Source organism: Rugamonas apoptosis, assembly GCF_014042355.1.
Classification (GTDB): Bacteria; Pseudomonadota; Gammaproteobacteria; order Burkholderiales; family Burkholderiaceae_D; genus Rugamonas; species Rugamonas apoptosis.
Genome location: NZ_JACEZU010000011.1, coordinates 148,654 through 172,657, shown reverse-complemented (window position 1 = coordinate 172,657; position 24,004 = coordinate 148,654). Strand labels below are relative to the sequence as shown.

At 68.0% G+C, this 24,004-nt stretch carries 19 protein-coding genes; 9 read left to right on the top strand and 10 right to left on the bottom strand.

Features of this window, described 5'->3' with window-relative positions:
- Positions 1-22 precede the first annotated feature (22 nt).
- Positions 23-1,423 carry a hypothetical protein gene (locus tag H3H39_RS21135; RefSeq protein WP_182156238.1) on the top strand — a complete coding sequence of 467 codons (1,401 nt, stop codon included), beginning with the start codon at positions 23-25 and terminating at the stop codon, positions 1,421-1,423.
- A 7-nt stretch (positions 1,424-1,430) separates the two neighbouring features.
- Here H3H39_RS21135 and H3H39_RS21130 read toward each other — a convergent pair whose 3' ends face one another.
- A complete protein-coding gene (locus H3H39_RS21130) occupies positions 1,431-2,219 on the bottom strand; it encodes an alpha/beta fold hydrolase (RefSeq protein WP_182156236.1) in 789 nt (262 codons plus the stop codon).
- A gap of 208 nt (positions 2,220-2,427) precedes the next feature.
- Here H3H39_RS21130 and H3H39_RS21125 point away from each other — a divergent pair, with 208 nt between their 5' ends.
- From H3H39_RS21125 to H3H39_RS21105, 5 genes are all read left to right on the top strand, one after another.
- On the top strand, positions 2,428-3,396 hold the full coding sequence (locus H3H39_RS21125; protein WP_182156234.1) for an ABC transporter substrate-binding protein: 969 nt from the start codon (positions 2,428-2,430) through the stop codon (positions 3,394-3,396).
- Positions 3,397-3,402: 6 nt separating this feature from the next.
- The gene (locus H3H39_RS21120; RefSeq protein ID WP_182156232.1) at positions 3,403-4,989 is read left to right on the top strand and encodes a sugar ABC transporter ATP-binding protein; all 1,587 of its coding nucleotides are present in this window, start codon (positions 3,403-3,405) and stop codon (positions 4,987-4,989) included.
- 124 nt (positions 4,990-5,113) lie between these two features.
- Positions 5,114-6,148, top strand: coding sequence for an ABC transporter permease (locus H3H39_RS21115; RefSeq protein ID WP_311196954.1), 1,035 nt, complete (start codon positions 5,114-5,116; stop codon positions 6,146-6,148).
- On the top strand, positions 6,145-7,146 hold the full coding sequence (yjfF, locus tag H3H39_RS21110; RefSeq protein WP_182156230.1) for a galactofuranose ABC transporter, permease protein YjfF: 1,002 nt from the start codon (positions 6,145-6,147) through the stop codon (positions 7,144-7,146). Before H3H39_RS21115 ends, yjfF begins: the two co-directional genes overlap by 4 nt.
- A 195-nt stretch (positions 7,147-7,341) precedes the next feature.
- On the top strand, positions 7,342-8,451 hold the full coding sequence (locus tag H3H39_RS21105) for an ABC transporter substrate-binding protein (protein ID WP_182156228.1): 1,110 nt from the start codon (positions 7,342-7,344) through the stop codon (positions 8,449-8,451).
- Positions 8,452-8,465: 14 nt separating this feature from the next.
- Here H3H39_RS21105 and H3H39_RS21100 read toward each other — a convergent pair whose 3' ends face one another.
- The 3 genes from H3H39_RS21100 to H3H39_RS21090 all read right to left on the bottom strand — a co-directional run bounded on the left by H3H39_RS21100 (position 8,466) and on the right by H3H39_RS21090 (position 13,415).
- Positions 8,466-9,842, bottom strand: a complete 1,377-nt coding sequence (locus H3H39_RS21100; protein WP_182156226.1) for a DUF3422 family protein — start codon at positions 9,840-9,842, stop codon at positions 8,466-8,468.
- 134 nt (positions 9,843-9,976) lie between these two features.
- Positions 9,977-11,317: an ABC transporter substrate-binding protein gene (locus tag H3H39_RS21095; RefSeq protein ID WP_182156224.1), complete on the bottom strand. Its 1,341-nt coding sequence runs from the start codon at positions 11,315-11,317 to the stop codon at positions 9,977-9,979.
- Positions 11,301-13,415, bottom strand: a complete 2,115-nt coding sequence (locus H3H39_RS21090) for a TonB-dependent receptor plug domain-containing protein (RefSeq protein WP_229218168.1) — start codon at positions 13,413-13,415, stop codon at positions 11,301-11,303. The genes H3H39_RS21095 and H3H39_RS21090 overlap by 17 nt, the downstream gene beginning before the upstream one ends.
- A 334-nt stretch (positions 13,416-13,749) precedes the next feature.
- Here H3H39_RS21090 and H3H39_RS21085 point away from each other — a divergent pair, with 334 nt between their 5' ends.
- A complete protein-coding gene (locus tag H3H39_RS21085; RefSeq protein WP_229218167.1) occupies positions 13,750-14,271 on the top strand; it encodes a TOL_0243 family YfiR-like periplasmic protein in 522 nt (173 codons plus the stop codon).
- Complete coding sequence (locus H3H39_RS21080; RefSeq protein ID WP_182156218.1) at positions 14,268-16,226, top strand: ATP-binding protein; 1,959 nt, start codon at positions 14,268-14,270, stop codon at positions 16,224-16,226. Before H3H39_RS21085 ends, H3H39_RS21080 begins: the two co-directional genes overlap by 4 nt.
- A 17-nt stretch (positions 16,227-16,243) precedes the next feature.
- On the opposite strand, the gene H3H39_RS21075 is transcribed toward H3H39_RS21080, so the two are convergent.
- The 4 genes from H3H39_RS21075 to H3H39_RS21060 all read right to left on the bottom strand — a co-directional run bounded on the left by H3H39_RS21075 (position 16,244) and on the right by H3H39_RS21060 (position 20,198).
- On the bottom strand, positions 16,244-17,245 hold the full coding sequence (locus tag H3H39_RS21075) for a 2-hydroxyacid dehydrogenase (RefSeq protein WP_182156216.1): 1,002 nt from the start codon (positions 17,243-17,245) through the stop codon (positions 16,244-16,246).
- Positions 17,246-17,272: 27 nt separating this feature from the next.
- Positions 17,273-17,806 carry a DinB family protein gene (locus H3H39_RS21070; protein WP_182156214.1) on the bottom strand — a complete coding sequence of 178 codons (534 nt, stop codon included), beginning with the start codon at positions 17,804-17,806 and terminating at the stop codon, positions 17,273-17,275.
- A 290-nt stretch (positions 17,807-18,096) separates the two neighbouring features.
- The gene (locus H3H39_RS21065) at positions 18,097-19,395 is read right to left on the bottom strand and encodes an NAD(P)/FAD-dependent oxidoreductase (RefSeq protein ID WP_182156212.1); all 1,299 of its coding nucleotides are present in this window, start codon (positions 19,393-19,395) and stop codon (positions 18,097-18,099) included.
- Positions 19,396-19,496: 101 nt separating this feature from the next.
- Positions 19,497-20,198, bottom strand: a complete 702-nt coding sequence (locus H3H39_RS21060) for an HAD family hydrolase (protein WP_182156210.1) — start codon at positions 20,196-20,198, stop codon at positions 19,497-19,499.
- 115 nt (positions 20,199-20,313) lie between these two features.
- On the opposite strand from H3H39_RS21060, the gene H3H39_RS21055 reads away from it, so the two are divergent.
- The gene (locus tag H3H39_RS21055; protein WP_182156208.1) at positions 20,314-21,291 is read left to right on the top strand and encodes a LysR substrate-binding domain-containing protein; all 978 of its coding nucleotides are present in this window, start codon (positions 20,314-20,316) and stop codon (positions 21,289-21,291) included.
- 59 nt (positions 21,292-21,350) lie between these two features.
- Here the strand turns inward: H3H39_RS21055 and H3H39_RS21050 are convergent, their stop codons facing one another.
- Positions 21,351-22,991 (bottom strand): CYTH and CHAD domain-containing protein, encoded by a 1,641-nt coding sequence (locus H3H39_RS21050; RefSeq protein WP_182156206.1) that lies wholly within the window; start codon positions 22,989-22,991, stop codon positions 21,351-21,353.
- A gap of 65 nt (positions 22,992-23,056) precedes the next feature.
- A complete protein-coding gene (gluQRS, locus tag H3H39_RS21045) occupies positions 23,057-23,965 on the bottom strand; it encodes a tRNA glutamyl-Q(34) synthetase GluQRS (RefSeq protein ID WP_182156204.1) in 909 nt (302 codons plus the stop codon).
- Positions 23,966-24,004 lie beyond the last annotated feature (39 nt).

Below are 24,004 nucleotides of genomic sequence, written 5' to 3'. Positions count from 1 at the left end.
GATCGCCCCCGGGAGGCCATGCGTGACCATCTTTCTCGACCTGGCGGGCCAGACGGCCACCGCCTTCAACAATTTCGACATCGTGTCCGGCCAGAGCGGCGGCGTGGGCCTGCTCGACGTGGTGGGCGACGCCACCATGAAGCAGCTCACCTACGACGACGTGAGCGGCCAGTTGCCCACGGCGGACCGTTTGAGCGCGTTGGTGAATACGGACTTCGGCGCGCCCATCATCGTCACAGCGCTCAACGGCGGCAACGATCCGTACAAGGGCAACGACATCACCGGCAATGCGCAGGCCTACACCGACCACAGTCCCGGCCACCTGGTGATCCGCATCGTGTATGACGTGAGCCAGTGCTGCGGCAAGGGTATCGTGGCGCGCAACATTAACGGCGACAACATCACCGTGCCCAATCCCGTGCTGCTGTATCACGAGATGGCGCACGTGTTCCTGGAAGTGAATCATCAGCCCGATGTGGAAGCGACCGTGATCGGTGACGAGAACGTGCTGCGCGCCCAGTTGGGCCTATGCCTGCGCAACGTGAACGACCATGAAGGCGGTTGCGGCGACGGCAGCGATTGCGGCGGCAGCGACGGCGGCGCCGACAGCGGGCCGCCGCCGGGCGGCTGCGCGGCCGGCACCACGACCGTGTGTTTTGTCGTGTCGGCCGCCACCGGCTCGCCCCAGTCGGACGAAGTGCACCTGCTGCGCCAGTTGCGCGCACGTGTGGCCGCCCGTTCCCTCTTGGCCGCGCGCCTGATCGACGCCGTGTATGCCGAATATGCCCAGTTCAGTCCCGCCATCGCCAATCGCATTGAGGGCGACGTGCTGGCGCGGCGGGCCGTGTTGCTGGCCGTGGTGCGGCCCTTGCTGGCCTGGTACAGCCTGGCCGGTGCGCTGGCTTTCGACGGGCGCGGCGACACGGCCAGGCGGGCGGCGCGCGTGCTGGCCAACGCCTGTCCCCGTTACGTGGGCAACGCCTTGCTGGTGGAGGTGCTCGACAGCCTGGCGACGGGCCGCGCGCTGCCGGCCGCCGCCTCGCCCCTGCTGCGGGGACTGGGGCCGGAACTGCGCACCGCGTCCGGCCTGCGCTGCGCGCGCTGGGCCGTGTTCGATCCGCTGGTGCGGGCGTGGCGCGCGGCGAATGGCGCGCACGGTGGGCACGGTGCGCACGGTGCGTATGCGGTGAGTGTGGTGGAGGAGGTGGGGCAGTGGCTGTCGCAGGCGCCGTTTGAGCTGGTGCCCGCCATCGCGCCACGGGATGATGGCGTGACGTCCAGCGCCGGCGCGTCCGACGAGGACTGGCTGGCGCTGGCCGGCCTGTATGGCTTCCAGCCGGCCGCGCTGCGGGCGCTGGGTACGCGGCTGGCGGCGGCCTGGCCGCAGGCGGGCGCCATGCTGGCGCGCTGCGGCTATCTGTGAGTCTGGGTCAGGCATCCACCTCGGCGCCGGCCAGGAAACCGGCGATCATCTCGTTGACGACAGCCGCATGGGTGATGGGCGCCATGTGGCCGCCCTTGGTCTGCATGGCCGCCGCGTTGGGCAGGGCGGCCGCCAGTTCGGCTGCCAGGCGGCGCGTGGAGGCCGGGCTGGCGGCGCCGGACATGACCAGCGCCGGCATCGTCAGGCCAGCCAGGTCGGCCAGCGTGGCCGGTTCACCCAGCAAGGCTTCGAAATCCAGCTTGACCTTGGCGATTTGCGCCGTGAAGCGCTGCTGCTGCGTTTCCGGCAGCGAGTCGAACACACCTTCCCGGTTCCAGTAATCGATGAACACGCGGGTGGCGTCGTGCGGGCTGGCGGCGCGCGCGATGGCGCCCACCACGGCCTCGATCTCGCGCCGCGCCGGATCGGCCGCCGGCAGCAGGTGGAAGGCCACCGGCTCGAACACAGTCAGCGACAGCACCCGTCGCGGCATCTGGCGCGCCAGGCGCAGGGCGGTGGCGCCGCCGTAGGAGTGGCCCACCAGATGGAACGGTTCGCCCGGCGCCAGGTGGGCCGCGATGGCGGCATTGATGGCGTCCACCTCGTGGCCCAGCGTGTAGGGCCCGTCCACGGCTGGAAATGGCGACTTGCCATAGCCGAGCAGGTCGACGGCGATGCAGCGGAAGCCCGCTTCCTGGCGGGCCATCAGGTCGGCCCACTGGGCGCGGGAACTCATGGAGCTGTGGAGCAGGACGAGGGCGGGCCGCGCGTCCGGCGGCAGGGCGGTGGTGATCATAACGGACGGTTGAAAAATCAAAGCGGGCATTATACGCGCCAGCCACTCATACCGAAATCGATATCAATTTTGAAATAAATGTCATTAGTACGATATTTGCCTTTCTCCTACCATCTCTGAACAGTAACGGCCGATACAGGCCGGGCGGCATGCCCGACGATCCCGTTGGCGGCGCCAAGAATGGTAAAAAAACCTCAAGGAGACAGGTATGACTTTCACTCGCAGAACCATCCTGGCCGCGGCCGTCCTCGCCGCCTGCGCCGCTTCCCCGTTGACCGCGTTCGCCGCCAAGCCGCTGGTGATCGGTTTTTCCCAAGTGGGCGCCGAGAGCGAATGGCGCACCGCCAATACCGTCTCGATCAAGGACGCCGCCAAGAAGGCCGGCGTGACGCTCAAGTTCGCGGACGCCCAGCAAAAGCAGGAAAACCAGGTCAAGGCGATCCGCTCCTTCATCGCGCAAAAGGTCGACGTGATCGCCTTCTCGCCGGTGGTGGAATCGGGCTGGGACACGGTGCTGCGTGAGGCCAAGGCGGCCAAGATTCCCGTCATCCTGACCGACCGCGCCGTCAGCGTGACGGACGACAGCCTGTACGTCACCTTCATCGGTTCGGACTTCGTGGAAGAGGGCCGGCGCGCCGGCAAGTGGCTGCTGGAGCACGCGAAGAACACGGCGCCTGACGGCACCGTCAACATCGTCGAGCTGCAAGGTACGGTCGGTTCCGCACCGGCCATCGACCGCAAGAAGGGCTTCGAGGACGTGATCGCCGCCAATCCCAAGTTCAAGGTGATCCGCTCGCAGACGGGCGACTTCACCCGCGCCAAGGGCAAGGAAGTGATGGAAGCGTTCCTGAAGGCGGAAGGCAAGAAGATCAATGTGCTGTATGCGCACAATGACGACATGGCCATCGGTGCCATCCAGGCGATCGAGGAAGCGGGCCTGAAGCCGGGCGTGGATATCACCATTGTTTCGATCGACGGCGTGAAAGGCGCGTTCGAGGCGATGATCGCCGGCAAGCTGAACGTTACGGTGGAATGCAGCCCCTTGCTGGGTCCACAGCTGATGCAGATCGCGGCCGACGTGGTGGCCGCCAAGCCGGTCCCGAAACGCATCACCACCCAGGAGGGGGTGTTCCCGGCTGAAATCGCGGCCAGGGAATTCCCGAACCGTAAGTACTGACACGCCATGAGCTTGTCCCTCAGTGACACTGGCGCCGCCCCGGCGCCAGCATCGGCGCGCGTATCGCTTGCGCCGGTGCTGGAGCTGCGCGGCATCTGCCAGTCCTTCCCCGGCGTGAAAGCCCTCAACAACGTCGCGCTGCGCCTGTATCCGGGCGAAGTGCATACGCTGATGGGGCAGAACGGTGCCGGCAAGTCGACCCTGATCAAAGTGCTGACCGGCGTCTACACGCCCGACCAGGGCCAGATCCTGCTCGATGGACGGCCGATCCGTCCGGCCTCCACGCTGGAAGCCCAGCAGCTGGGCATCAGCACCGTGTACCAGGAAGTGAACCTGTGTCCCAACCTGTCGGTGGCCGAGAATATCTTCATCGGCCGCTATCCGCGCAAGTGGGGCCAGGTCGACTGGGGCGCCATGCGGCGCCAGGCGGCCGACCTGCTCAAGCAATTGCAGATCGAGGTGGACGTGACGGCGCCGCTGGCGCGCTATCCGCTGGCGATCCAGCAGATGGTGGCCATCTCGCGCGCCATCAGCGTATCGGCGCGGGTGCTGATCCTGGACGAACCCACTTCCAGCCTGGACGAAAACGAAGTCGACCTGCTGTTCGCCGTGCTGCGCAAGCTGCGCGCGCAAGGCATGGCGATCCTGTTCGTGACCCACTTCCTGGACCAGACCTATGCGATCTCGGACCGCATCACCGTCATGCGCAACGGCGAACGGGAAGGGGAGTACACCTGCGCCGAGCTGTCACGGCTGGCGCTGGTGAACAAGATGATCGGTGCGCCGGCGGACGCCGCCGATGCCGATATTGTGGACGCCGCCGGCGCGAATGGCGGCGCGCCAGCCCACACCGGCGGCACGCCGTTCCTGCGGGCGCGCGGGCTGGGCCGCAAGGGCGCGCTGGCGCCGCTCGACATCGACCTGCGCCAGGGCGAGATGCTGGGCCTGTGCGGCCTGCTCGGCTCCGGCCGCACGGAGGCGGCGCGGCTGCTGTTCGGCGCCGACCGTGCCGACAGCGGCGCCATCGCCATCGACGGCACAGAGCGCGGCTTCCAGTCACCGCGCGACGCCATCGCGGCCGGCGTGGGTTTCTGTTCGGAAGACCGCAAGCATGAAGGCGCCATTCTCGAACTGAGCGTGCGCGAGAACATCGTGCTGGCCCTGCAGGCACGCGGCGGCCTGCTGCGCGCCATCCCATTGCAACGCCAGCAGGCGATGGCCCGGGAATACGTGCAGGCGCTGGGCGTGAAGACGGCCAGCATCGAGACGCCGATCGGCATGCTCTCCGGCGGCAACCAGCAAAAGGTGCTATTGGCACGCTGGCTGGCCACGGCGCCCAAGATGCTGATCCTGGACGAACCCACGCGCGGCATCGACGTGCGTGCCAAGCAGGAGATCATGGACTACGTGGCCGCGCTGTGCCGCAAGGGCATGGCGATCCTGTTCATTTCCTCCGAACTGCCGGAAGTGCTGCGCTATAGCGACCGGGTGGTCGTCATGCGCGACCGCAAGGCGTGCGGCGAATACCAGCGCGGTGCGCTGGACGAAACCTCGGTGCTGCAAGTGATCGCGGCGGGAGAACATAGTGCATGAAACCTTGAATCCGCCGGCGGCCGACGCGAGCCTGCTGGCGGCGCGTGGCCCGCTCGCGGCCACCTCCGCAACATCGGCCGCATCGGCCAAATCGGTTACATCGGCCCTGTCGTCGCTGGTGGCGATATTTGTGCGCCACCCGCTGGCGCGGCCCGTGGCGGCGCTGGCGCTGTTGCTGCTGCTCGATTTGCTGCTGGTGCCGGACTTCTTCCGGCTCACGCTGCGCGACGGCCACCTGTATGGTAGCGTGATCGACATCGTCAACCGCGCCGCGCCGCTGATGCTGGCGGCGCTGGGCATGACGCTGGTGATCGCCACCCGCGGCATCGACATCTCGGTGGGCGCAGTGGTGGCCATCAGCGGCACGGTGGCCGCCATGCTGATCGGCGGCACCCTGACCATGGACCACGGCGTGCCCCGCTACGTGAGCAATATGCCGATGGGCTGGGCGCTGTGCCTGGCCATGGGCGCGGCGCTGCTGTGCGGCGCGTGGAATGGCTTGCTGGTGGCGGGCCTGGGCCTGCAACCGATCGTCGCCACGCTGATCCTGATGGTGGCCGGGCGCGGCCTGGCCCAGCTGCTCACCGACGGGCAGATCGTTACCGTCTACTACCAGCCGTTCTTCTTCATCGGCAGCGGCTACCTGTTTGGCTTGCCGTTCGCGCTATACCTGGTGGCGGCCGTCTTCGCCGTCACGGCACTGTTGATGCGCAAGACGGCGCTGGGCCTGTTCATCGAGGCGGTCGGCATCAACCCGGTGGCGGCGCGCCTGGCCGGGGTGCGCACGGCCACGCTGGTCTTCTTCGCCTACCTGTTCTGCGGCGCCTGCGCCGGCCTGGCCGGCCTGATGATCAGCTCCAACATCAAGAGCGCGGACGCCAACAACGCCGGCATGCTGCTGGAGCTGGACGCGATCCTGGCCGTCACGCTGGGCGGCACTTCGCTGGCGGGCGGCAAATTCAGTTTGCTGGGTGGCGTGGTCGGGGCGCTCATCATCCAGACCCTGACCTACACCATCTATTCGCTGGGCTGGCCGCCGGAAGTGAACATGGTGCTCAAGTCGGTGGTGGTGTTCCTGGTCTGCCTGTCGCAGTCGCCGGAATCGGGAAAAATGTGGCGGCGCCTGTTCCCCCGCCGCGCGCAAGGAGATGCGGCATGACGACGCTTGCACCACGTGGGCGCGCCTTGCTGGCGTCGCCGTACTTCACTTCCCTGGTCACGTTGCTGCTGTTGCTGGTGCTGCTGGGCGCTGGCGGCGTCGCCTATCCGGGCCTGCTGGCGCCGCAGGTGATGCTCAACCTGCTGATCGACAACGCCTTCCTGCTGGTGATCGCGGTCGGCATGAGCTTCGTGATCCTGTCCGGCGGGATCGACCTGTCGGTCGGTTCGGTGCTGGCGCTGAGCACCATGGTGGCCGCCACGCTGCTGCACAAGTGGCATGTGCACCCGCTGCTGGTGATCGCGCTGGTGCTGGCGCTGGGCGCGGGCCTGGGCGCCGCCATGGGCGCCTTGATCCACTACTTCCGGCTGCAGCCCTTCATCGTCACGCTGGCGGGCATGTTCCTGGCGCGCGGCCTGTGCTACCTGATCAGCATTAACTCGATCACCATCGACGACCCGCTGTTCGTGCTGATGTCGCGCACCCAGCTTGGTTTCCTGGGCGGCTACGTTTCGCCCGGCGTGGTGGTGGCCCTGCTGGTGCTGGCGCTGGCCATCTACGTGGCGCACTTCACGGCGTTCGGCCGCACCGTGTATGCGATCGGCGGCAACGAGCAGTCGGCACGGATGATGGGATTGCCCGTGGCGCGCACCAAGGTGCTGATCTACGCCTGCAGCGGCGCCTGCGCGGCGCTGGCCGGGGTGCTGTTCGCGTTTTACATGCTGTCCGGGTACGGCCTGCACGCGCAGGGCACGGAACTGGACGCGATCGCCGCCGTCGTCATTGGCGGCGCCTTGCTGACGGGCGGCTATGGCTATGTGGCGGGGGCCTTGTCCGGGGTGCTGGTGCTGGGCACGATCCAGACCCTGATCGCCTTCGATGGCACGCTCAGCTCCTGGTGGACCCGGATCGTGATCGGCGCGCTGCTGTTCATCTTTTGCCTGGTGCAGCGGGTGCTGGCCATGGGGGCGGCGGGGCGGACACGCTCGCTGCCCTGAACCGCTACCTTGAACCGCTGAACTGAACCGTCGCCTGAACTCGCCGGCTGTCTCGGCCATGCAACGGCGGGCGGCGGTCCACCCACCGCCGCCGCGCGCCGAAAACTTGGCGTTTGACAACCTCCGCTGCCTTGTTGATACTCTCAAGATATAACGAGATGTGCGAGGCGAGCGATGGGACGATGGCGGCTGTTGGTGGCAGGGGTGTTGGTCGCCGCGTGCGCCGCTTGCCGTGCCGACAACGGCGTGGAACCGGGCGTGATCAAGATCGGCATGGCCAATGCCCTCAGCGGACCGGCCGCCGGCCTGGGCTTGCAACTGCGGGCCGGCGCCCACGCTTATCTCGACAAGGTCAACGCCGCTGGCGGCGTGCATGGCCGCCGCATCAACCTGGTCAGCATGGACGATGGCTACGATCCCCAGCAGACCGTGGCCGCCACCCGTACCCTGCTGGACGTGCACAAGGTCTTCGCGCTGTTCGGCTACGTGGGTACGCCCACCTCCACCGCCGCCGTACCGTTGGCCGCGCAGCGCGGTGTGCCCTATCTGTTCCCGTTCTCCGGCGCCGAGTTCCTGCGCCACCCCGTGCAGCCGGTGGTGTTCAACCTGCGCGCTTCCTATTACGACGAGGCGGAAGCGCTGGTGGCCCAGGCCACGGCCGGGCATGCGGACGCCCGTATCGCGCTGTTCCTGCAGGATGACGAATTCGGCGAGGCCGGCAAGGCTGGCGTGCTGCGCGCGCTGCAAAAGCGCAACCTGAAACTGGCGCAGGAAGTACGCTTCCAGCGCAATACCATCGACGTCAGTGGAGGCCTGGACAAGCTGCTGCGCCAGCCGCCGGACACGGTGATCTTCATCGGCACCTACCGGCCGCTGGCCATGCTGTTGCGGCGCGCCCGCTCGGCCGGGTTGAAGTCGCATTTCATGGCCGTGTCGTTCACCGGCACCAGCGAATTGATCAAGCATGCGGGCGTGGATGGCGAGGGCGTGATCCTGAGCCAGGTGATGCCGTCGCCGGCCGACGCCACCGATCCGCTGGTGCGCCAGTACCAGGCCGACGTGGTGCCGGCCGCGCGCAACTACGGTTCACTGGAAGGCTATGCGGACGCGATGCTGCTGGTGGAAGCGCTGCGCCGTTGCGGCAACACGCCCACCCGTGAACATTTGTTGAAAGCACTGGAGCAGACGAAAATGACGCTGGGCGACACCCCGGTCGCCTTCAGCGCGCACGACCACCAAGGCTGGAGCCGGGTCTACCTGACCCAGCTCAAGGATGGCATGGCCACGCCGCTGCGCCAGCCCTAGTCTCCTGGCACCGCTCAGTGGCGCGCCGGCCCCGCCGTGTGCAGTTGCTTGTGCAGTTTGCGCAGGAACAGCCAGACCCCGGCCATCACCAGCGGCACCATCAGCCCGGTCAGCAATTCCGGGTTGACGGGCAGGTTGGCCGCCTTCAACGCCTTGCCCGCGTAGCCCACCAATCCCAGCGAATAGTAGGAAATGGCCACCACCGACAAGCCTTCCACGGCTTGCTGCAAGCGCAGTTGCTGGGCCGAGCGGGTGTCGAGCGATTGCAGGATCTTGCGGTTCTGGCGTTCCTGCTCGATGCCGACCCGGGTGCGCAGCAGGTCGTTGCTGCGCGCGATACGGATGGCCAGCGCTTCCTGCCGCCGCGCCACCGAGGTGCAGGTGTGCATGGCCGGCGCCAGCCGCCGGCCCATGAATTCCTCCAGCGTGGGCATGCCTTCGATGCGCACTTCGCGCAGTTCCTGGATGCGGGCCTGCACCAGGCTGAAATACGCTTGCGCGGCGCCGAAGCGGTAGCTGTTGTTGACCGACAGTTCCTCCACCCGTGCCGCCAGGCTGGTGATGCTGTGCAGTAGTTGCTGTTCCTCCTTGCTGTCGCGCGCCACGGCGGTGGTCGAGACGTCATGGTCGCTTTGCACCAGGGTGGCAGTTAACCCGGCCAGTTCATTTTCCACCGCGTTCAAGGCCGGCTGGGTCGCTTCCGCCTGGGGCAGGGCCAGCAGCGCCATCATGCGGTAGGTTTCGATTTCCAGCAGCTTGCCCACCAGGCGGCCGGCCTGCGATTCGCGCAGGGCCAGGTCGCGCACTACAAAGCGCGAGAAACCATCTGGCTGGATCAGGAAGTCGGTCCAGATCTCGCCGCCATGTTCCACGCTGCTGCCCACCAGGTTGCCCTGGAATAGTTCGCGCATGGCCGCCACGTCGGCCGGCTCGGCGGCGCCGCTGTTGGTCAGCGCCACATGGGCCGCCACGATGATCTTGCCGTGCAGGCTGGCCAGCCATTCCTGCGGCACGTGGCGCAGCGGCGGCTGGCGGAACGCGTGGCGCCAGTCCGCCTCGCCTTGCGCCTGTTCGACGAAGGTGTAGGTGGCGAACTCCGTGTGGCACTCCCACTTGAGGCGGAAGCGGCCGAAGTCATGGTAGAAGTAGCGCGCCTGCTGGTGCGGCACGGCCACGCCGAAGTGGCGGCACAGCTCCTGCAGGATCGCGTGCTGGGCCGCGCGGTGGTTGGCGCCGGCCACTTCCTGCGGCGCGTACAGGGCGAAATGGGTCAGCGTTTCCGGCGCGTCCAGCTTGAGGAAGGGACGCGAATGGATCTCGGCCGCGAGCGGCACGCGCATTGCATGGTTCAGTTTGGAGAAATCGGCATAGTCGCGGTAAGCGTCGGACATGGGCGCCCCAGTAGGATGGTCGGATGGATGGTTGCGGAGCAGTATATCGGGCCCCCCACAGGGGCACAACCGTGCGATGACATGACTGTCTATACAACGTCGTGCATCACGTGGCGGGTCAGCGGGCCGGCAGGTCAGCGGGGCACGGTGACGGTCAGCTGGCGGCTGGCATCCCAGGTGCCGGCGGCCGTGTCGAGCCGGAACACGGTGAACGGCACCTGGCCCACGATGTCGCCATGGCTGTCCCAGTCCACGGCCGCGTAGGCGCCGCTGTAGTTGACGTCCTGGCCCTGGCGCACCAGGGCCAGCGCGGCGCCGATGTCTTCCGGGCGCACCGTCTGGCCGGGCCCGTTCATCACGTCGCGCAAGGTGGCGCGCACCATGGGGCCGGTGGGGCTGGCCGTCTGGTTGAGGAGGCCGGCCCGTTCGATCGCCAGCGCCATCACCATCACGATGTCGTACACGGGCGCCGTGAAGTCCTGCGGCTCGGCGCCGTACTGGGCCAGGTAGCGGGTACGGAAGCTCTGGTAGGACGGGTTGTCGTAGGCGCCGATGGTGGCCGCCGCGCCGATCGCGCCGCCCACGATCCGGGCCGGGTCGGCCAGGTTGTCGAGGAAGGTCTGGTTGCCGGCCGCCGTGCCGGGCAGCAGCCACAGGGCCGGGTTCTGGTAGGGCAGCGCTTCGTTGAGCACGTTGGCGGAAATGTCGGCCGCCAGGATGCCGTTCAGGATCACGTCCGGCTGGGCGTCGTACACCTGTTTCAGGTAGCTGTCGAAACCGTTCTTCTGGCCGAACGGGATGGCGACGGTGCGTACCACCTGGCCACCGAGCGCCTGGAACGCGGGCGCGAACAGGCTCGCCAGGCCGGCGCCGAAAGCGTCGCCCGCGTTCACCAGCACCACGGCGCGGCGCTTGCCGGCGTCGTAGGCCAGGCGCGCCAGCACGGGCGTGGCGTCCACGTCGGATACGCCGACCCGGAAGATCAGGTCATCGTCGGCGATGGTGCTCAGGGTGGGCGAGGAACTCGATTCCGTCAAAATGGGCACGCCCTTGCGTTTCGCCTGCGGCAGCAGGTTGAGCACGCGGGTGGAGGTGGACACGTTGAGCATGGTCACGCCCGCATCCAGCAATTGCTGGCCCATGTCCTGGGCTTCGGCGTTGTCGCGCGCCACCAGCGCGATGGCGTTCAGGCGCTTGCCCAGCACCCCGCCGGCGTCGTTGATCTGCCTGGCCGCCAGCAGGAAGGCGTCGCGGGTGGAAGTGCGCCAGCCCACGCAGCCGATGTTGATGGCGGCCGGATCGACCATGGCCAGGATGGGATTGGCCGGCAGCGCGGTGGTGGCGTCGCCCGTGCCGCCGCCACCGCAGGCGGCCAGGGCCAGCATGGCCAGCAGCGACAGGCAGGCCGTACGCCGGCTGGCCGAGGGGGCGCAGCGGGCGGCGCGGCGCGCGGCCGCCTTAGTAGCGGTATTCATATTGCACTCCCAGGCGCCGGCCCGCCGATGGGTAATCGATGCCGCCCACGCCGGGATCGACATAGCGGCTGTTCCACAAATCGCGCAATTGCAGCCGCAGTTGGGCGCGCTGGTTGATGGTCCAGCGCGCCGTCAGTGTGCTGTCCACATAGCCGGATAACTGGTAATCCTGGTTAGCCAGCAGCACGTTGGCGGTGGCCGCCGGGCGCGCGCCCACGTAGCGGTTGTCCAGGCTGACGAGCAGGCGTTGCCCCAACAGGCCAACGCTGGCGCCGAAATTGGCGCTGTTGGCGGGGAACAGCGCGCCGCCGGGGCGCTGCGCCAGCGGCGCCAGCGTGTAGCGGTTCAAGCTGCGGCGGTTGTTGGCGCGGCTGACGTTGGCGTAGCCGTTGAAGCCTTCGCGCTGGTAGCGCAGTTCCAGTTCCAGCCCGTTCACGGTACTGTCGCTGCTGTTGCGGGCCACCAGGTTGAAGAACGCCTGTTCCAGCGTCACCAGGTCGCGCACCCGGGTATGGTAGGCCGTCAGCGTACCGTTCCAGTGCGGTGCGGCCGGGGTGCTCAGTTGCGCTTCCAGCGTGCGCGCCTGCTGCGGCGCCAGCGCCGGATTGCCGCTGATGTCGCCCGGCTGCACGGCCGTGCGGTACAACAGTTCCGGCGACGGCGCCTGGAACGCCGTGCCGCCCAGCAGTTTGACGCCCCAGTCTCGCACGCTGCCCACCACGCCGGCCCGCAGCGAGGTCTGGGTGCCGTACACGGAGTGGTGGTCGGCGCGCGCGCCGGCGATCGCTTGCCATGACGCCAAGAGCGGGAACTGCCACTGCAGGTACAGGCCGCTGTTGCGCAAGGTACGCTGGCCCGGTTCGCTGAGCTGGAACAGGCTGGCGTCGGCGATGCGGTAGCGCTGGAACGATACCAGTGTCTCGCGGTCGTGCAGCAGGTCCGCGCCCAGCAACAAACTGTTGTTGTCGCCCGGCTGCCACAGCCACTCGGCGCTGGCATCCACGGCATGGTAGCCCAGGTCGCGCAGCAGGTAGTAGTCGCTGGCGCCGGTGCGCACCCGGTCGCCGTCGCCCGGTTCGCCCTGGCCGTAGCTGACGCTAGCGCGCAACGTGTTGCGTTGGTCCAGCCGGCCCGTGTAGTTCAGGCGCACAAAGCCCTGTTGCAGTTGCACGTGGGTGGGGGGACGCAGCAGGGGATTGAGGCTGGCGTAAACGTTGTCGCTGTCCTGGCGCTGCCAGTACAGGCTGGCGCCCAGTTCGTCGCGTTCGCCTTGCCAGCCGCCCCGCAGGTACAGCGTGCGCGGCGCGCTGTCGTCCTGCGGGCTGGTCGCCACGGCCGCGTAACGCGCGTAGTCGGGCGAGATGCGGGGCAGGGTCTGGCCGCCCCGGTCCAGCCGCGCGCCCTGCGCACCCCAGGCGCCCCACCAGGGGCCGTGCTGCACATTGCCACTGCCGCTGGCGATGGTGACGTTACGGCCATCCTTATCCCATTCGTGGCTCAGGGCCAGGCGCTGTTCGGTGCCGCCGCTGCGCGTGATGACGTTGACGGCGCCCAGCAGCGCGTCGGCGCCGTACAACACGGACACGGGGCCGCGCACGATCTCGATACGCTCGATCATGCTGATGGGGATGAATTCCAGTCCCGTCCACTGCTGCTGGCTGCTGCGGAACGCGATGGGCTGGCCGTCGAGCAGGATCTTGATGCCGCGGCTGGCCGCCTGGGCCCCGGTGTTGATGCCGCGCACACCGAAGTTATGGTTCAGGCCATCGTCGCCTTCGACCAGGCCGGCCACGTGGGACAGGGCTTCGGCCACGCTCTGGTAGCCGTAGCGGGCCAGGTCGTCGGCCGTGATCAGGGTGACGACGGCGGGCGCCGCATACAGCGGGGTGGCGGTCTTGGTGGCCGTCTGCACCTTGACGCTGCGCAGCTGGTCCAGGCTCAGTTCGAACACCGTGTCTTCTTCGCTGGCCAGGGCGGGCCGGCTCGCGGCGGCGGCCACTACCAGCGATACCAGCGATACCAGCGTCAACTCGGCCAGCCGGATGAGCGGGCGCGGCGCTCTTGCTGCGGGCGGGCGGGATGGGCGGTGCGTGGCCAAGCTGGTATTCCTTCGTGATCGGCGGGGGAGCTCCCTGCCGACCAGTATTCCCGATTTCGGACGGCGCCACAAGCGCCAGCGGCCATCCGCCGGTGGCAGTGGTGGAGATTGTGAAATAGCGGCCCCGCAAGTGTGAGCAATATGCAACGGCGGGGTGCCGGCATCGCCTCCCATGGCAGGAAAAAATGCCGTGCGGCGTACAGCCATTGGGATAGAATCGACTTGGCGTAGAGCAATCCGGGGCGGGCGCGAAGGAGGGGCGGGGACGATGGGACGACGTGGCCCTTGGTGGCGTTGTTGGCGTTGGTATGGCAGATTCGGCTGGGGCGGCTTTTTGCTGTCGCTGCTGTCGTTGCTGCCGTGCGCGCTGGCGGCCGACGAGCCGGCCCTGCCGGAACAGCAGGTCAAGGCCGCCTACATCCTCAATTTCACCCGTTACGCCAGCTGGCCGGCCACCACGCTGGCCGATCCGCGCGCGCCGCTGGTGGTGTGCGTGATCGGGCAGGACGCCGGCGACATCGCCCGCCGCCTGCAAAGCCGGGCCGCCGGCAGCCATCCGCTGGAACTGCGCACCATTACCCGCAACGAGGAGGGCGACGGCTGCCACACGCTCTACATCGGCGCCTCGGAAAAGGCCCGCCAGGGCGCGCTGCTGGCGCGCCTGCGCGACCAGGCCATTCTCACCATCGGCGACTCCACCTCCTTCCTGGCCGACGGCGGCATGATCAACCTGATGCTGGTGGACGGCACCATCCGTTTTGAAGTGAACCTGGCGGCCGCCAAGCGGTCCGGCATGAGCCTCAATCCGCGCGTGCTGGCGCTGGCCGAGCGGGTGCTGGGCGGAGCTTCGAAATGACGGCCTGGCGCGCCTTGCTGCGCGACCTGGCGCTGCCGCGCAAGCTGCTGCTGATGTCGGTGCTGACGACGCTGGTGGCGATGCTGGTGGCCTTGCTGGCACTGGTGAGCTACGACGTGCTGGTGGCGCGTCCACGCCTGGTGCAGGACCTGGCCAGCCGCATGGACCTGGTGTCGCTCAACCTGGACGTGGACTTGAATTTCGGCGACCGCGCCGCCGCCGAGCGCACCCTGGCCGCGCTGCGCGGCACCCGCGATATTGACAGCGCCTGCCTGTTCGACCCGCGCCAGCGCCTGTTCGCGCGTTATGCGCGGGCCGGCACGCCACTGTGCGACTGGCCGGGCGAGCAGCTGGCCGGCGGCCACCGCTTCCACGGCGACTTGCTCACCATGCTGGCGCCGGTGCGTTTCGAGCACGAGGTGGTGGGCTACCTGCAGGTGGAATACGCGCTGCCGCCGCTGGCCGAGCGCTTGCGCCAGTATGGCCTGGTGCTGGCCGTGGTGCTGATGACACTGGTGGTGGGCGGGGGACTGTACGCGCTCACGCTGCGCCGGCTGGTGACCCAGCCCATGCTGGCGCTGTCGCGGGTGGCCGACCGCGTCACGCGCGAGCAACGCTACGACTTGCGGGCGCCGGTCCAGGCGCACGACGAGATGGGGCGGCTGGCCGAGGCGTTCAACACCATGCTGGCCACCATCTCGGCGCGCGAGCATGCGCTGCGGGTCAGCCAGTCGCTGCTCAACAACATCGTCGACAAGTCCTCGGCCATCATCTATATCAAGGACCGCGATGGTCGCTACCTGATGGTCAACCAGCGTTTTCGCGACATCCTGCCGGCCGGTGCGCCCGACCCCGTGGGGCATATGGACGCCGACCTGTTCGCGCCGGAGGTGGTGCGGGTGATCCGCGACGCCGACCATGGCGTGCTCGTCTCGGGCCAGTCCCACACCTACGAGGAGGATGTGCCGGACGCCAGCGGCACGGCGCGCACCTACATCTCGGAGAAATTCCCCCTGTTCGACGCGGACGGCAACGCCTGGGCCGTGGGCGGGGTGTCGACCGACATCAGCGAGCGCAAGAAGGGTGAACTGGAACTGATGCATTACCGCGACCGGCTGGAGGAACTGGTGCAGCTGCGCACGGCCCAGATGCGGGAAGTGAACCGCGAGCTGGCCGAGTCGCTGGCCACGCTGCAGCGGGCCCAGGATGACCTGGTGCGCAGTGAGAAGCTGGCCGCGCTGGGCGCGCTGGTGGCCGGCGTGGCGCACGAGCTCAATACGCCGATCGGCAACAGCCTGCTGGCCGTCAGCACCCTGGTCGACCAGACCCGCATCTTTGGCAAGCGGGTGGATGAAGGCATCAGGCGCTCCACGCTGCAGCATTTCATCGACGACGTCAACGCGGGCGGCGAGATCGTGCTGCGCAACCTGCGCCGGGCGGTGGACCTGGTGTCGAGCTTCAAGCAGGTGGCGGTGGACCGCACCACGTCCCAGTGCCGGCCGTTCCTGCTCGATGAACTGACGGCCGAGATCCTGCTGGTGCTGGTGCCCACCTTCAAGAAGACGGGCGTCAAGGTGCGCCAGGAGATCGCGCCGGCGATCGCCATGAACAGCTATCCAGGGCCGCTCGGGCAGGTGCTCATCAACCTGATCAACAACGCCTTGACGCACGCGTTCGAAGGCCGCACGGACGGCGAGATCGTCGTCAGCGCCCGCGCGCTGGCGCCCGATTCGGTCGAGGTGACGGTGCGCGACAACGGCGGCGGCATCGCGCCCGAGCACATGGGCCGCATCTACGACCCGTTCTTCACCACCAAGCTGGGCAAGGGCGGTTCCGGCCTGGGGCTCAACATCGTCTACAACATCGTGTACGGCTTGCTGCGCGGGCGGATCGAAGTGGACAGCACGCTGGACCAGGGCACGCGCTTCGTGCTGACCCTGCCCCTCAATAGCTGAACCTCAGCAGCCGAACCTCAGCAGCTGATGCGGTTGGCGCATGGCGCGCCGCGCAAATAGCAATCGAGGTTGTGGCAGGTGGTGGCGGCGATCTCGCGCATGGCCTCGACCGTGAAGAAGCCCTGGTGGCCCGTCACCAGCACGTTAGGGAAGGTCAGCAGCAGCTGGAACACGTCGTCGTCCAGGATGTCGCCCGAGCGGTCGCGGAAGAACAGCGCGCTCTCCTGTTCGTAGACGTCGATCGCCAGCGCGCCCAGGTGGCGCGACTTGAGCGCATCGATCACGGCCGCCGTTTCGATCAAGCCACCGCGCGAAGTGTTGACCAGCATGGCGCCCGGCTTCATGCGCGCCAGGCTGGCGTGGTTGATCATGTGGCGGGTGGCGTCGAGCAGCGGGCAATGCAGGGTGACGATGTCGGACGCGGCCAGCAGGGCCGGCAGCGCCACCACCTTGCCCAGCGTGGCGAAATGGGGATCGGGTGCCGGATCGTAGCCCAGCACGCGGCAACCGAGGCCGTGGAAGATGCGGGCCGTGGCCAGGCCGATCTGGCCCAGGCCGACGATGCCCACCGTCTTGCCGTGCAAGGTGGTGCCCAGCAGGCCGTCGAGCGCGAAATTACCTTCGCGGACCCGGTTGTAGGCGCGGTGGGTGTGGCGGTTCAGGGTCTGCACCAGCGCCAGCGTGTGTTCGGCCACGGCTTCGGGCGCGTAGGCCGGCACGCGGGCGGCGAACAGGCCCAGTCGTTCGGCCGCGTGCAGGTCGAGGTTGTTGAAGCCGGCGCAGCGCAGCAGCACGGCCCGCACCCCCAGCGCGTGCAGGGCTTCCAGCACCGGCGCATCCAGGATATCGTTGACGAACACGCACACGGCCTGGCAGCCTTGCGCCAGCGGCACCGTGTCGACCGCCAGCGCCGCGTCGAAATAGCGCAGCGTGACGCTGGCGTGCAGCTCGTGGTGGGCCAGCGCTTCGTCCAGGAAGCGGCGGTCGTAAGGCTGGGTGCTGTAGACGGCGATCTGCATGGCGGTTGGTTCAGCGTGGTGGGGGGATTATTCGTCGGGGATGCCGGCCAGCAGGTCGGTGACGCCGAACGCGATGCCAGCCTGGGACAGCATGGTGGTGACTTGGCCCCGGTGGTGGGTCTGGTGGTTGAAGAAGTGTAGCACCAGGCTGGACATGCGTTTGCGCGCCAGCACGCCCTTGGTGTTGGTGTACTCCAGCACGTGGCCCAGGTGTTCCTCGCGCACTTCGCGCACCCAGGCGTTGATGATGGCGTCCAGCTCCATGCGGTGCGGGTGCCAGTGACCCAGCTCATAGAACTGCATTTGCGTCAGGGCCGTGGGGGCGGGCATGGCGCGAATGGGCGCCAGCGCCGCGAAGTGGGCCGGGTGGCTGGCGAAGCGCTGCAGCCACAAGGTGTCGCCCACCACCAGGTGGTTCAGGGTGCCGAGGATGGAGCCGAAAAAGGCGCGCCGGTCGGCCAGCAATTCCTCCTCCGGCAGTTGGGCCGCGGCCTCGTACATGCGTTGGTTCATGGCCGCGTTGTAGTCGGCCAGCAGGGTCAGGTTTTCGCTCAAACTCATGCGTTGCTCCAGGATAGACGGTGTCGATGAAGGATTGTCCCGCCTTCAGCGGGAAATTGCAAATTCGGCTACAGTAAAGGCTGCGGCGCGCCACTGTTGGCGGCCGCGCTGGCAATGGAAAGGTTCAGGGGGGCGCAATGAGCGAATTACTGGCAGTGGCAGGCATTGTGGGTTTGGGCGCCAGTATCGTCGTCAACCTGGTGCTGATCGCCTGCCTGCGCAAGGCGGACCAGGCGCGCGACTGAGCAGGCGGGGCGCCGGCGGCCGGCGCCCCCCCGTTCGCCGCAGGGTTAGTGCAGTTTAACGGGCGGCACCAGCTTGGCGCGCAGCCAGTCCACCAGCGTGTGGACGGCCATGCGGCTGATGCCATGCAGGGCCAGCAGGTGCTTCTGGTACAGCAGCCGGTACAGCAGGCGCGCCGTGGCGCCGCTGACCTGGATGCGGCGACCCGACACGGCGCCCGACAGTACGCCCACGGCGGCCAGGGGCCCGAGCGACACCAGCGAACCGTAGTCGCGGTAGTGGAACACTGCGCCTTCGGCCACATCGCGCCGCGCCAGCAGGTCGGACAGGAACACCGCCTGCTGGTGCGCCACCTGGGCCCGCGGCGGCACCACGCCCTTGACGGGGCAGGTGTAGCTGGCGCAATCGCCCAGGGCGTAGATGGCCGCGTCGCCGGACGCGCGCAGCTTGGCGTCCACCACGATCTGGTTGATGCGGTTCACGGGCAGTCCCAGGGTGCCGCACAGGGCCGGGCCTTCCACCCCGGCCGCCCACAAGGTCAGGTCGGCGCGGTGGGCGTGGCCGGTGGCGTCATGCACGGCGTGCGGCGCGACGCTGGCCACGACCGTTTCCGTCAGCACCTCGATGCCCAGCGAAGCCAGGTGGCGCGCGGCCCGCACCGACTGGCGCGGATGCAGATGCGGCAGCAGGAACTTGCCCCGTTCGATCACGCTGATGCGCACGTCCCGCGATGGGTCCAGCGCGTGCACCTTGTACTGGGCCAGCGCGCGGGCGCTGTGGCTCAGCTCCGCCGCCAGTTCCACGCCGGTGGCGCCGCCGCCCACGATCACCACATGGACCTGGCCCTGCACGTGGTCGCCACGGGCCTTGCGTTCGCCGGCCTGGATGCAGGCGGCGACGAAGCGTTTGCGGAAGGCTTCGGCCTGGTTCACGTTTTCCAATGTGAGCACATGGTCGGCCGCGCCGGGCACGTTGAAGAAATTGGTGACGGAACCGAGCGCCAGTACCAGCTTGTCGTACGGCAGGCTGCGGCGCGGCTGCACTTCCAGCCCGCCGCTGCAGCGCGGCGCCAGCTCAATGGTGCGGTTGGCGCGGTCCACGGCCAGCACATCGCCCTGCACGAAGTCGAAATGGTGGGCCGCCGCCTGGGCCGCGAATTCCACCTGCGTCACGCGCGGGTCGCATTTTCCCGAAGCGACCGTATGCAGCAGCGGCTTCCAGAAGTGGCCCGGGGTGCGGTCGATCAGCAGCACGCGCGCGTGCCCGCTCTTGCCCAGGGTGTCGCCCAGGCGCGTGGCCAATTCCAGTCCGCCGGCGCCGCCTCCTACGATAACGATGGTCTCCATGCTGTCGTCTCCCATGTGGTTGATGAAAAGGTGTGACCGCGTCGCTGGACCCGCGCCTGCCGGCGGCGGGCGTCCGGCGCCCGCCGTCCGTTATCCGTACTTTATGCTGCCAGGCTGTCCGCTTCCTGCGGATTGGCTGTGAACGGGCTGGTACGCAGTTCGCGTAGCGCGTCGAAGGTGATGAACTGCTGCGGGCGCAGCACGTCGGCGCCGTACGGCGCTACGGACACGGTCCACAGGCCGCTCTGTTCCGCCGCGCGCAGGGCCGGTGCCACCGCGTCGATCGCGATGGCCGCCGCCGCCTCGATGCCCATCGCATGCAGCGCGTGCCCGAAGGGGCCGGGGCCGGCCTGCTCGTCGAAACTGACGCCGCCCGCCACCACCGCGAACAGGCTGGTGACGTCGGCGCCGAAGCAGTGTTCGAGCAGGGCGGCGGCGGCTGGCGAAGGCAGGTCCGACAGCACGGCCAGCTTGCAGCCGGCGGCCAGCGCGTCTTCGATCAGCGCCAGCGCGGCCGGCGATGCCTTGGGCGGGTTGGCCGCCACGGCCAGCTGGAATTGACGGTGCTTCTCGGCGTGCAGTGCGGCCGCGCCGGCCTTGTCACGCGCCAGCGGCGCGCTGGCCAGGGCGGCCGCGATGGCGTTGGCGTAGCCGTGGGCGGCGGCGGCCGCGCGCAGGGCCGGCAGGGTCCAGCGCAGCGACAGCTCGGCCTCCGCGAAGGCGGCGTTGCAGGCTGCAAGGTGCAGGGCTTCGGTGTCGAACAGCACACCGTCCAGGCCGAGGAAGATGACATCGATGCTCATATCGCACTTTCTAGTGAGGTCGCGGTTGGAAGAGAACGTTAGATGAGTGTCAATATAGAGGTAGAATGAACAAAAGAAAAATTAAAGATTTTCGATAATTGATAAGGAAAAGCTTATGCATCACGCCAGTTTTCGCCAGTTGGAGGCGCTCACCCTCGTGGCGCGGCATGAAAGCGTGTCGCGCGCGGCCGACGCGCTGCATGTGACGCAGCCCGCCATTTCGTTGCAATTACGCACACTGGAGGATATCTGCGGCATCGCGTTGACGCGCAAGGTGGGCCGCAACATCCAGTTGACGGCGGCCGGCGAGGTGATGCTGGAGTTCTCCGAACGCATCCTGCGGCTGTGGGAGCAGGCTGCCGACGAACTGGCGGCGCTGCGCGGCGTGACCAGCGGTACACTGCGCATCGGCGCCGTGACGACGGCCGAGCACTTGCTGCCGCCGCTCTTGGTGCCTTTCACCATGGAGCGGCCCGACGTGCGGCTGAAGCTCCAGGTGGGTAACCGGGCCGAGATCGTCAACATGCTGGCGCGGCATGAAATCGACCTGGCCATCATGGGCACGCCGCCGCGCGAACTGCGCACCAACGCGGCCCGCTTCGCACGCCACCCGATGGCTTTCGTGGCCAGTCCCGGCCACCAGCTGATGAAGAAAAAAAAGCTCACCCTGAACGACGTGATGGCGGCCAACCTGCTGGTGCGCGAACGGGGTTCAGGCACGCGCACGGCCATCGAGCGCTTATTCCGCGAGGCCGGCCACCCGCTCAATTTCGGTTCCGAAGTGTCGAGCAACGAGGCGATCAAGCGCATGGTGTCGGCCGGGCTGGGGATAGGCTTTTTGTCGGTCCACGCCTGCGGGCTGGAGTTCGAGGCCGGCCTGCTGGCCATTTTGCCGATGCAGGAACATCCGGTGGAGGCGGACTGGCATGTGATGCACTTGACGGACCAGCCGATCCCGAAAGTGGCGGCGGCGTTCCAGGACTACGTGATCGAGCACGGGCAGGAGCTGGTGGAACGCGAACTGGAAGGCGCGTACAAGCAATCAGGCCGGCGGCGCAAGCCGCGCGCGGACGGCGCGGCGGCGGCCGAGTAGGACGGAGCGGGATCGTCGAGGCGGATGGCTAGTGACAGTTTGGGGCGGCCTGGGACAGCTTAGGACAGCTTGGGCAGCGCGTGGTCGCGCACGGCCCCACAGGCCGCATGCAAAACCGAAGCATCCTGCGCGTGCAATGCGCGCAGGTAGCCGCGCACGTAAGGCAGCGTGTCGTGCGGCGTGGTGGCATCTTGCTGGCATTGCAGCAGCAAGCGGTCGGCCACCACCAGGTCGTTGTCGCGTCCCAGTTGTTCCTGCAGGGCCGATAGCTGTTCCAAATAGCGCCGCGTGGCGCCTTGCCGCAGCAGTGGCGCGAAAAATTCCACACCATAGCGGCAGCGCTTGCCGGCGATGCGCAGCCGGTGTACGGCGCGGGTGGCCGCATCACGCGCGTCGTTGGCGCGCGCGCTTTTACTGCCTGTTCCATTCGTGGGGGGACCGGCGCTGGACGTCGCTGGCAAGCCGGCGCCGGCAATGCCATCCGCATGGATCGCCTTGCGCGCGATGGCGGCGCGGCGCAGCAGCTGACGGTGCAGCTTGCGCAAGGTGCGGCGCGCGAACGTGGCGGCACCAGCGGCCAGCGGGTTGTGGCGCGCGGGCGCGGTGGCGGCGGCCAGTTGTAAACGCTGCAGCCACAGGTTCAGTCCCAGCATCAGGCGCGCGTAGCGGGGCGATTGCAAGGCATGCGCGGCGGCGCGGCGGTGGGTGCGCGCTTCGTCGATCACCTGCTCGCGCAAGGGCGCCAGGTCCACCGCGTCGTCCTGGGCGCGGGGCAGCGTGACGGTGGCCAGCACGTCCCAGTCGCGGGCGGCGCCCAGCTCCGTGCCCAGCCACGCGAGGTCGGCCAGCAGCGCGGCCGGGCAGGGCGCGCAGGCGTCGAATAGCCGCAGGGCGGAGCGCAGCCGCCGTGCGCCCACGCGCAGCTGGTGCAGGCTTTCGCTGTCGTGGCCGTGGATCACGGCCGCTTCGTTATCCTGCATGTGGCGCAGGCAGTTGGCCAGCACGGCTTGCAGCGCCTGGTTGGTGGTGGCGTCGCGCTCCAGCGTGAACGGCGTGGCCTTGACGGCGGCCAGCGGCTGGTCCATGCACAGCGCGTAGCCACGTTCCGCCTTGTTGACGTTGCTGACCTGGAGCGGCAGGCTGTCCAGCAAAGCCAGCGCGAATGCGAACAGGCTGGCCGGATGGCCGGCCTTGAGTTCCAGTTCGATCTCGTTGATGGGCAGGTGCCGCCCTTGGCGATTGATACGGCCCTCGTCGAGCACCAGTTCGATCACACTGCCGTCGTAATCCAGTTCCCACGTACTGCGCGCCACCTCGACCGAGAACAGGGGCGCCAGTTGCTGCTTGAGCTTGGGCGCGTCCAGCACGGCCAGCCAGTGCTGGTCGTCGCCGAGCAGTTTGCGCAGCTTGCCCAGGTTGGGCTGGTCGTCCGGCACCGGGCCTTCCCATTCCAGCCGCGCGTGCAGGCCACCCTGCACACTGCCGCCTGCCTTCATGGTCTGTATCCACTGTCCGTCCACCTGGCGCACGCGCAGGCCGGCGCCATGGCGCAGCAGGTGCAGTTCAGGCGTGTCGAAATAGCGGGCCGTGAGGCGCGCCTTGCGCTGGCGCGCGCGCGCGTGCGCGGCCAGCAGCGGATGCTGGACCAGTTTGCCGTTGTCGGCCGGATCGAGCAGCAGTTTCAGTTCGACTTCCATCATGCTTTCGGATGCGGGGAGGTAATGCAGTGTAGATGAAATCGCCCGAACCGGTCGCGCGCGCCGCGTCAGGCAGGATGGCGCAACTGGCGCCAGGCCGGCACGGCGGCGCGCCAGAACGCGTCCAGCGAGTCGGCCCGCACGTCAAGGCCAAGGTAGCGGGCCGCCGGCAGCATCGCCTCGCGCAGCAGTTGTTCCGGCGCGGCGCCCGTGTCGAACGCTTGTGCGCCCGTTTGCTTGGACAGTTTTTCTCCCACCTCGTTGACGACCACGGGCACGTGCAGGTAACGCGGCTGTGGCAGGCCCAGCAGCTGTTGCAAATAGATCTGGCGCGGTGTGGAGTCGAGCAGATCGGCGCCGCGCACGATGTCGGTGATGTGCTGCGCGCCGTCATCCACGACGACGGCCAGCTGGTAAGCCCAGAAGCCGTCGGCACGCTTGATGACGAAGTCGCCCACTTCATCCGTCAGGTCCTGGCTCACGTAACCGGCCCAGCGGTCCTGGAAGCCGATCACGCAGTGGGGAGATTGCGGCACCTTGAGGCGCAGCGCGCGCGCCGTCTTGCCGGCGGCGAGGCCGTGGCGGCAGGTGCCGGGATAGATATTGGCCTGCGCCTGTTTGCCGCTCAGGCTCAGTTGGGAATCCGCGATTTCCTTGCGCGAGCAGCCGCAGGGATAGACGGCGCCGGCCGCCTCCAGCTGGCGCAACGCCGCTTCATAGAGGGCCGTGCGCTGGCTTTGCCACGTCACTTCGCCGTCCCATTGCATGCCGCAGCGTTGCAGCGAGGCGAGGATGTGGTGGTCGGCGCCGACCACGTTGCGGTCGCCGTCCACGTCTTCGATGCGGACCAGCCACTGGCCGCCGTGAGCGCGCGCGTCCAGGTAGCTGGCCATGGCGGCCACCAGTGAACCGAGGTGCAGCGGGCCGGTGGGCGAGGGCGCGAAGCGGCCGACATAAGAGGATGCGGAATCTGTCATACCGCAATTTTAGCGCCTGGCGCGTGCACCGGCATCGCG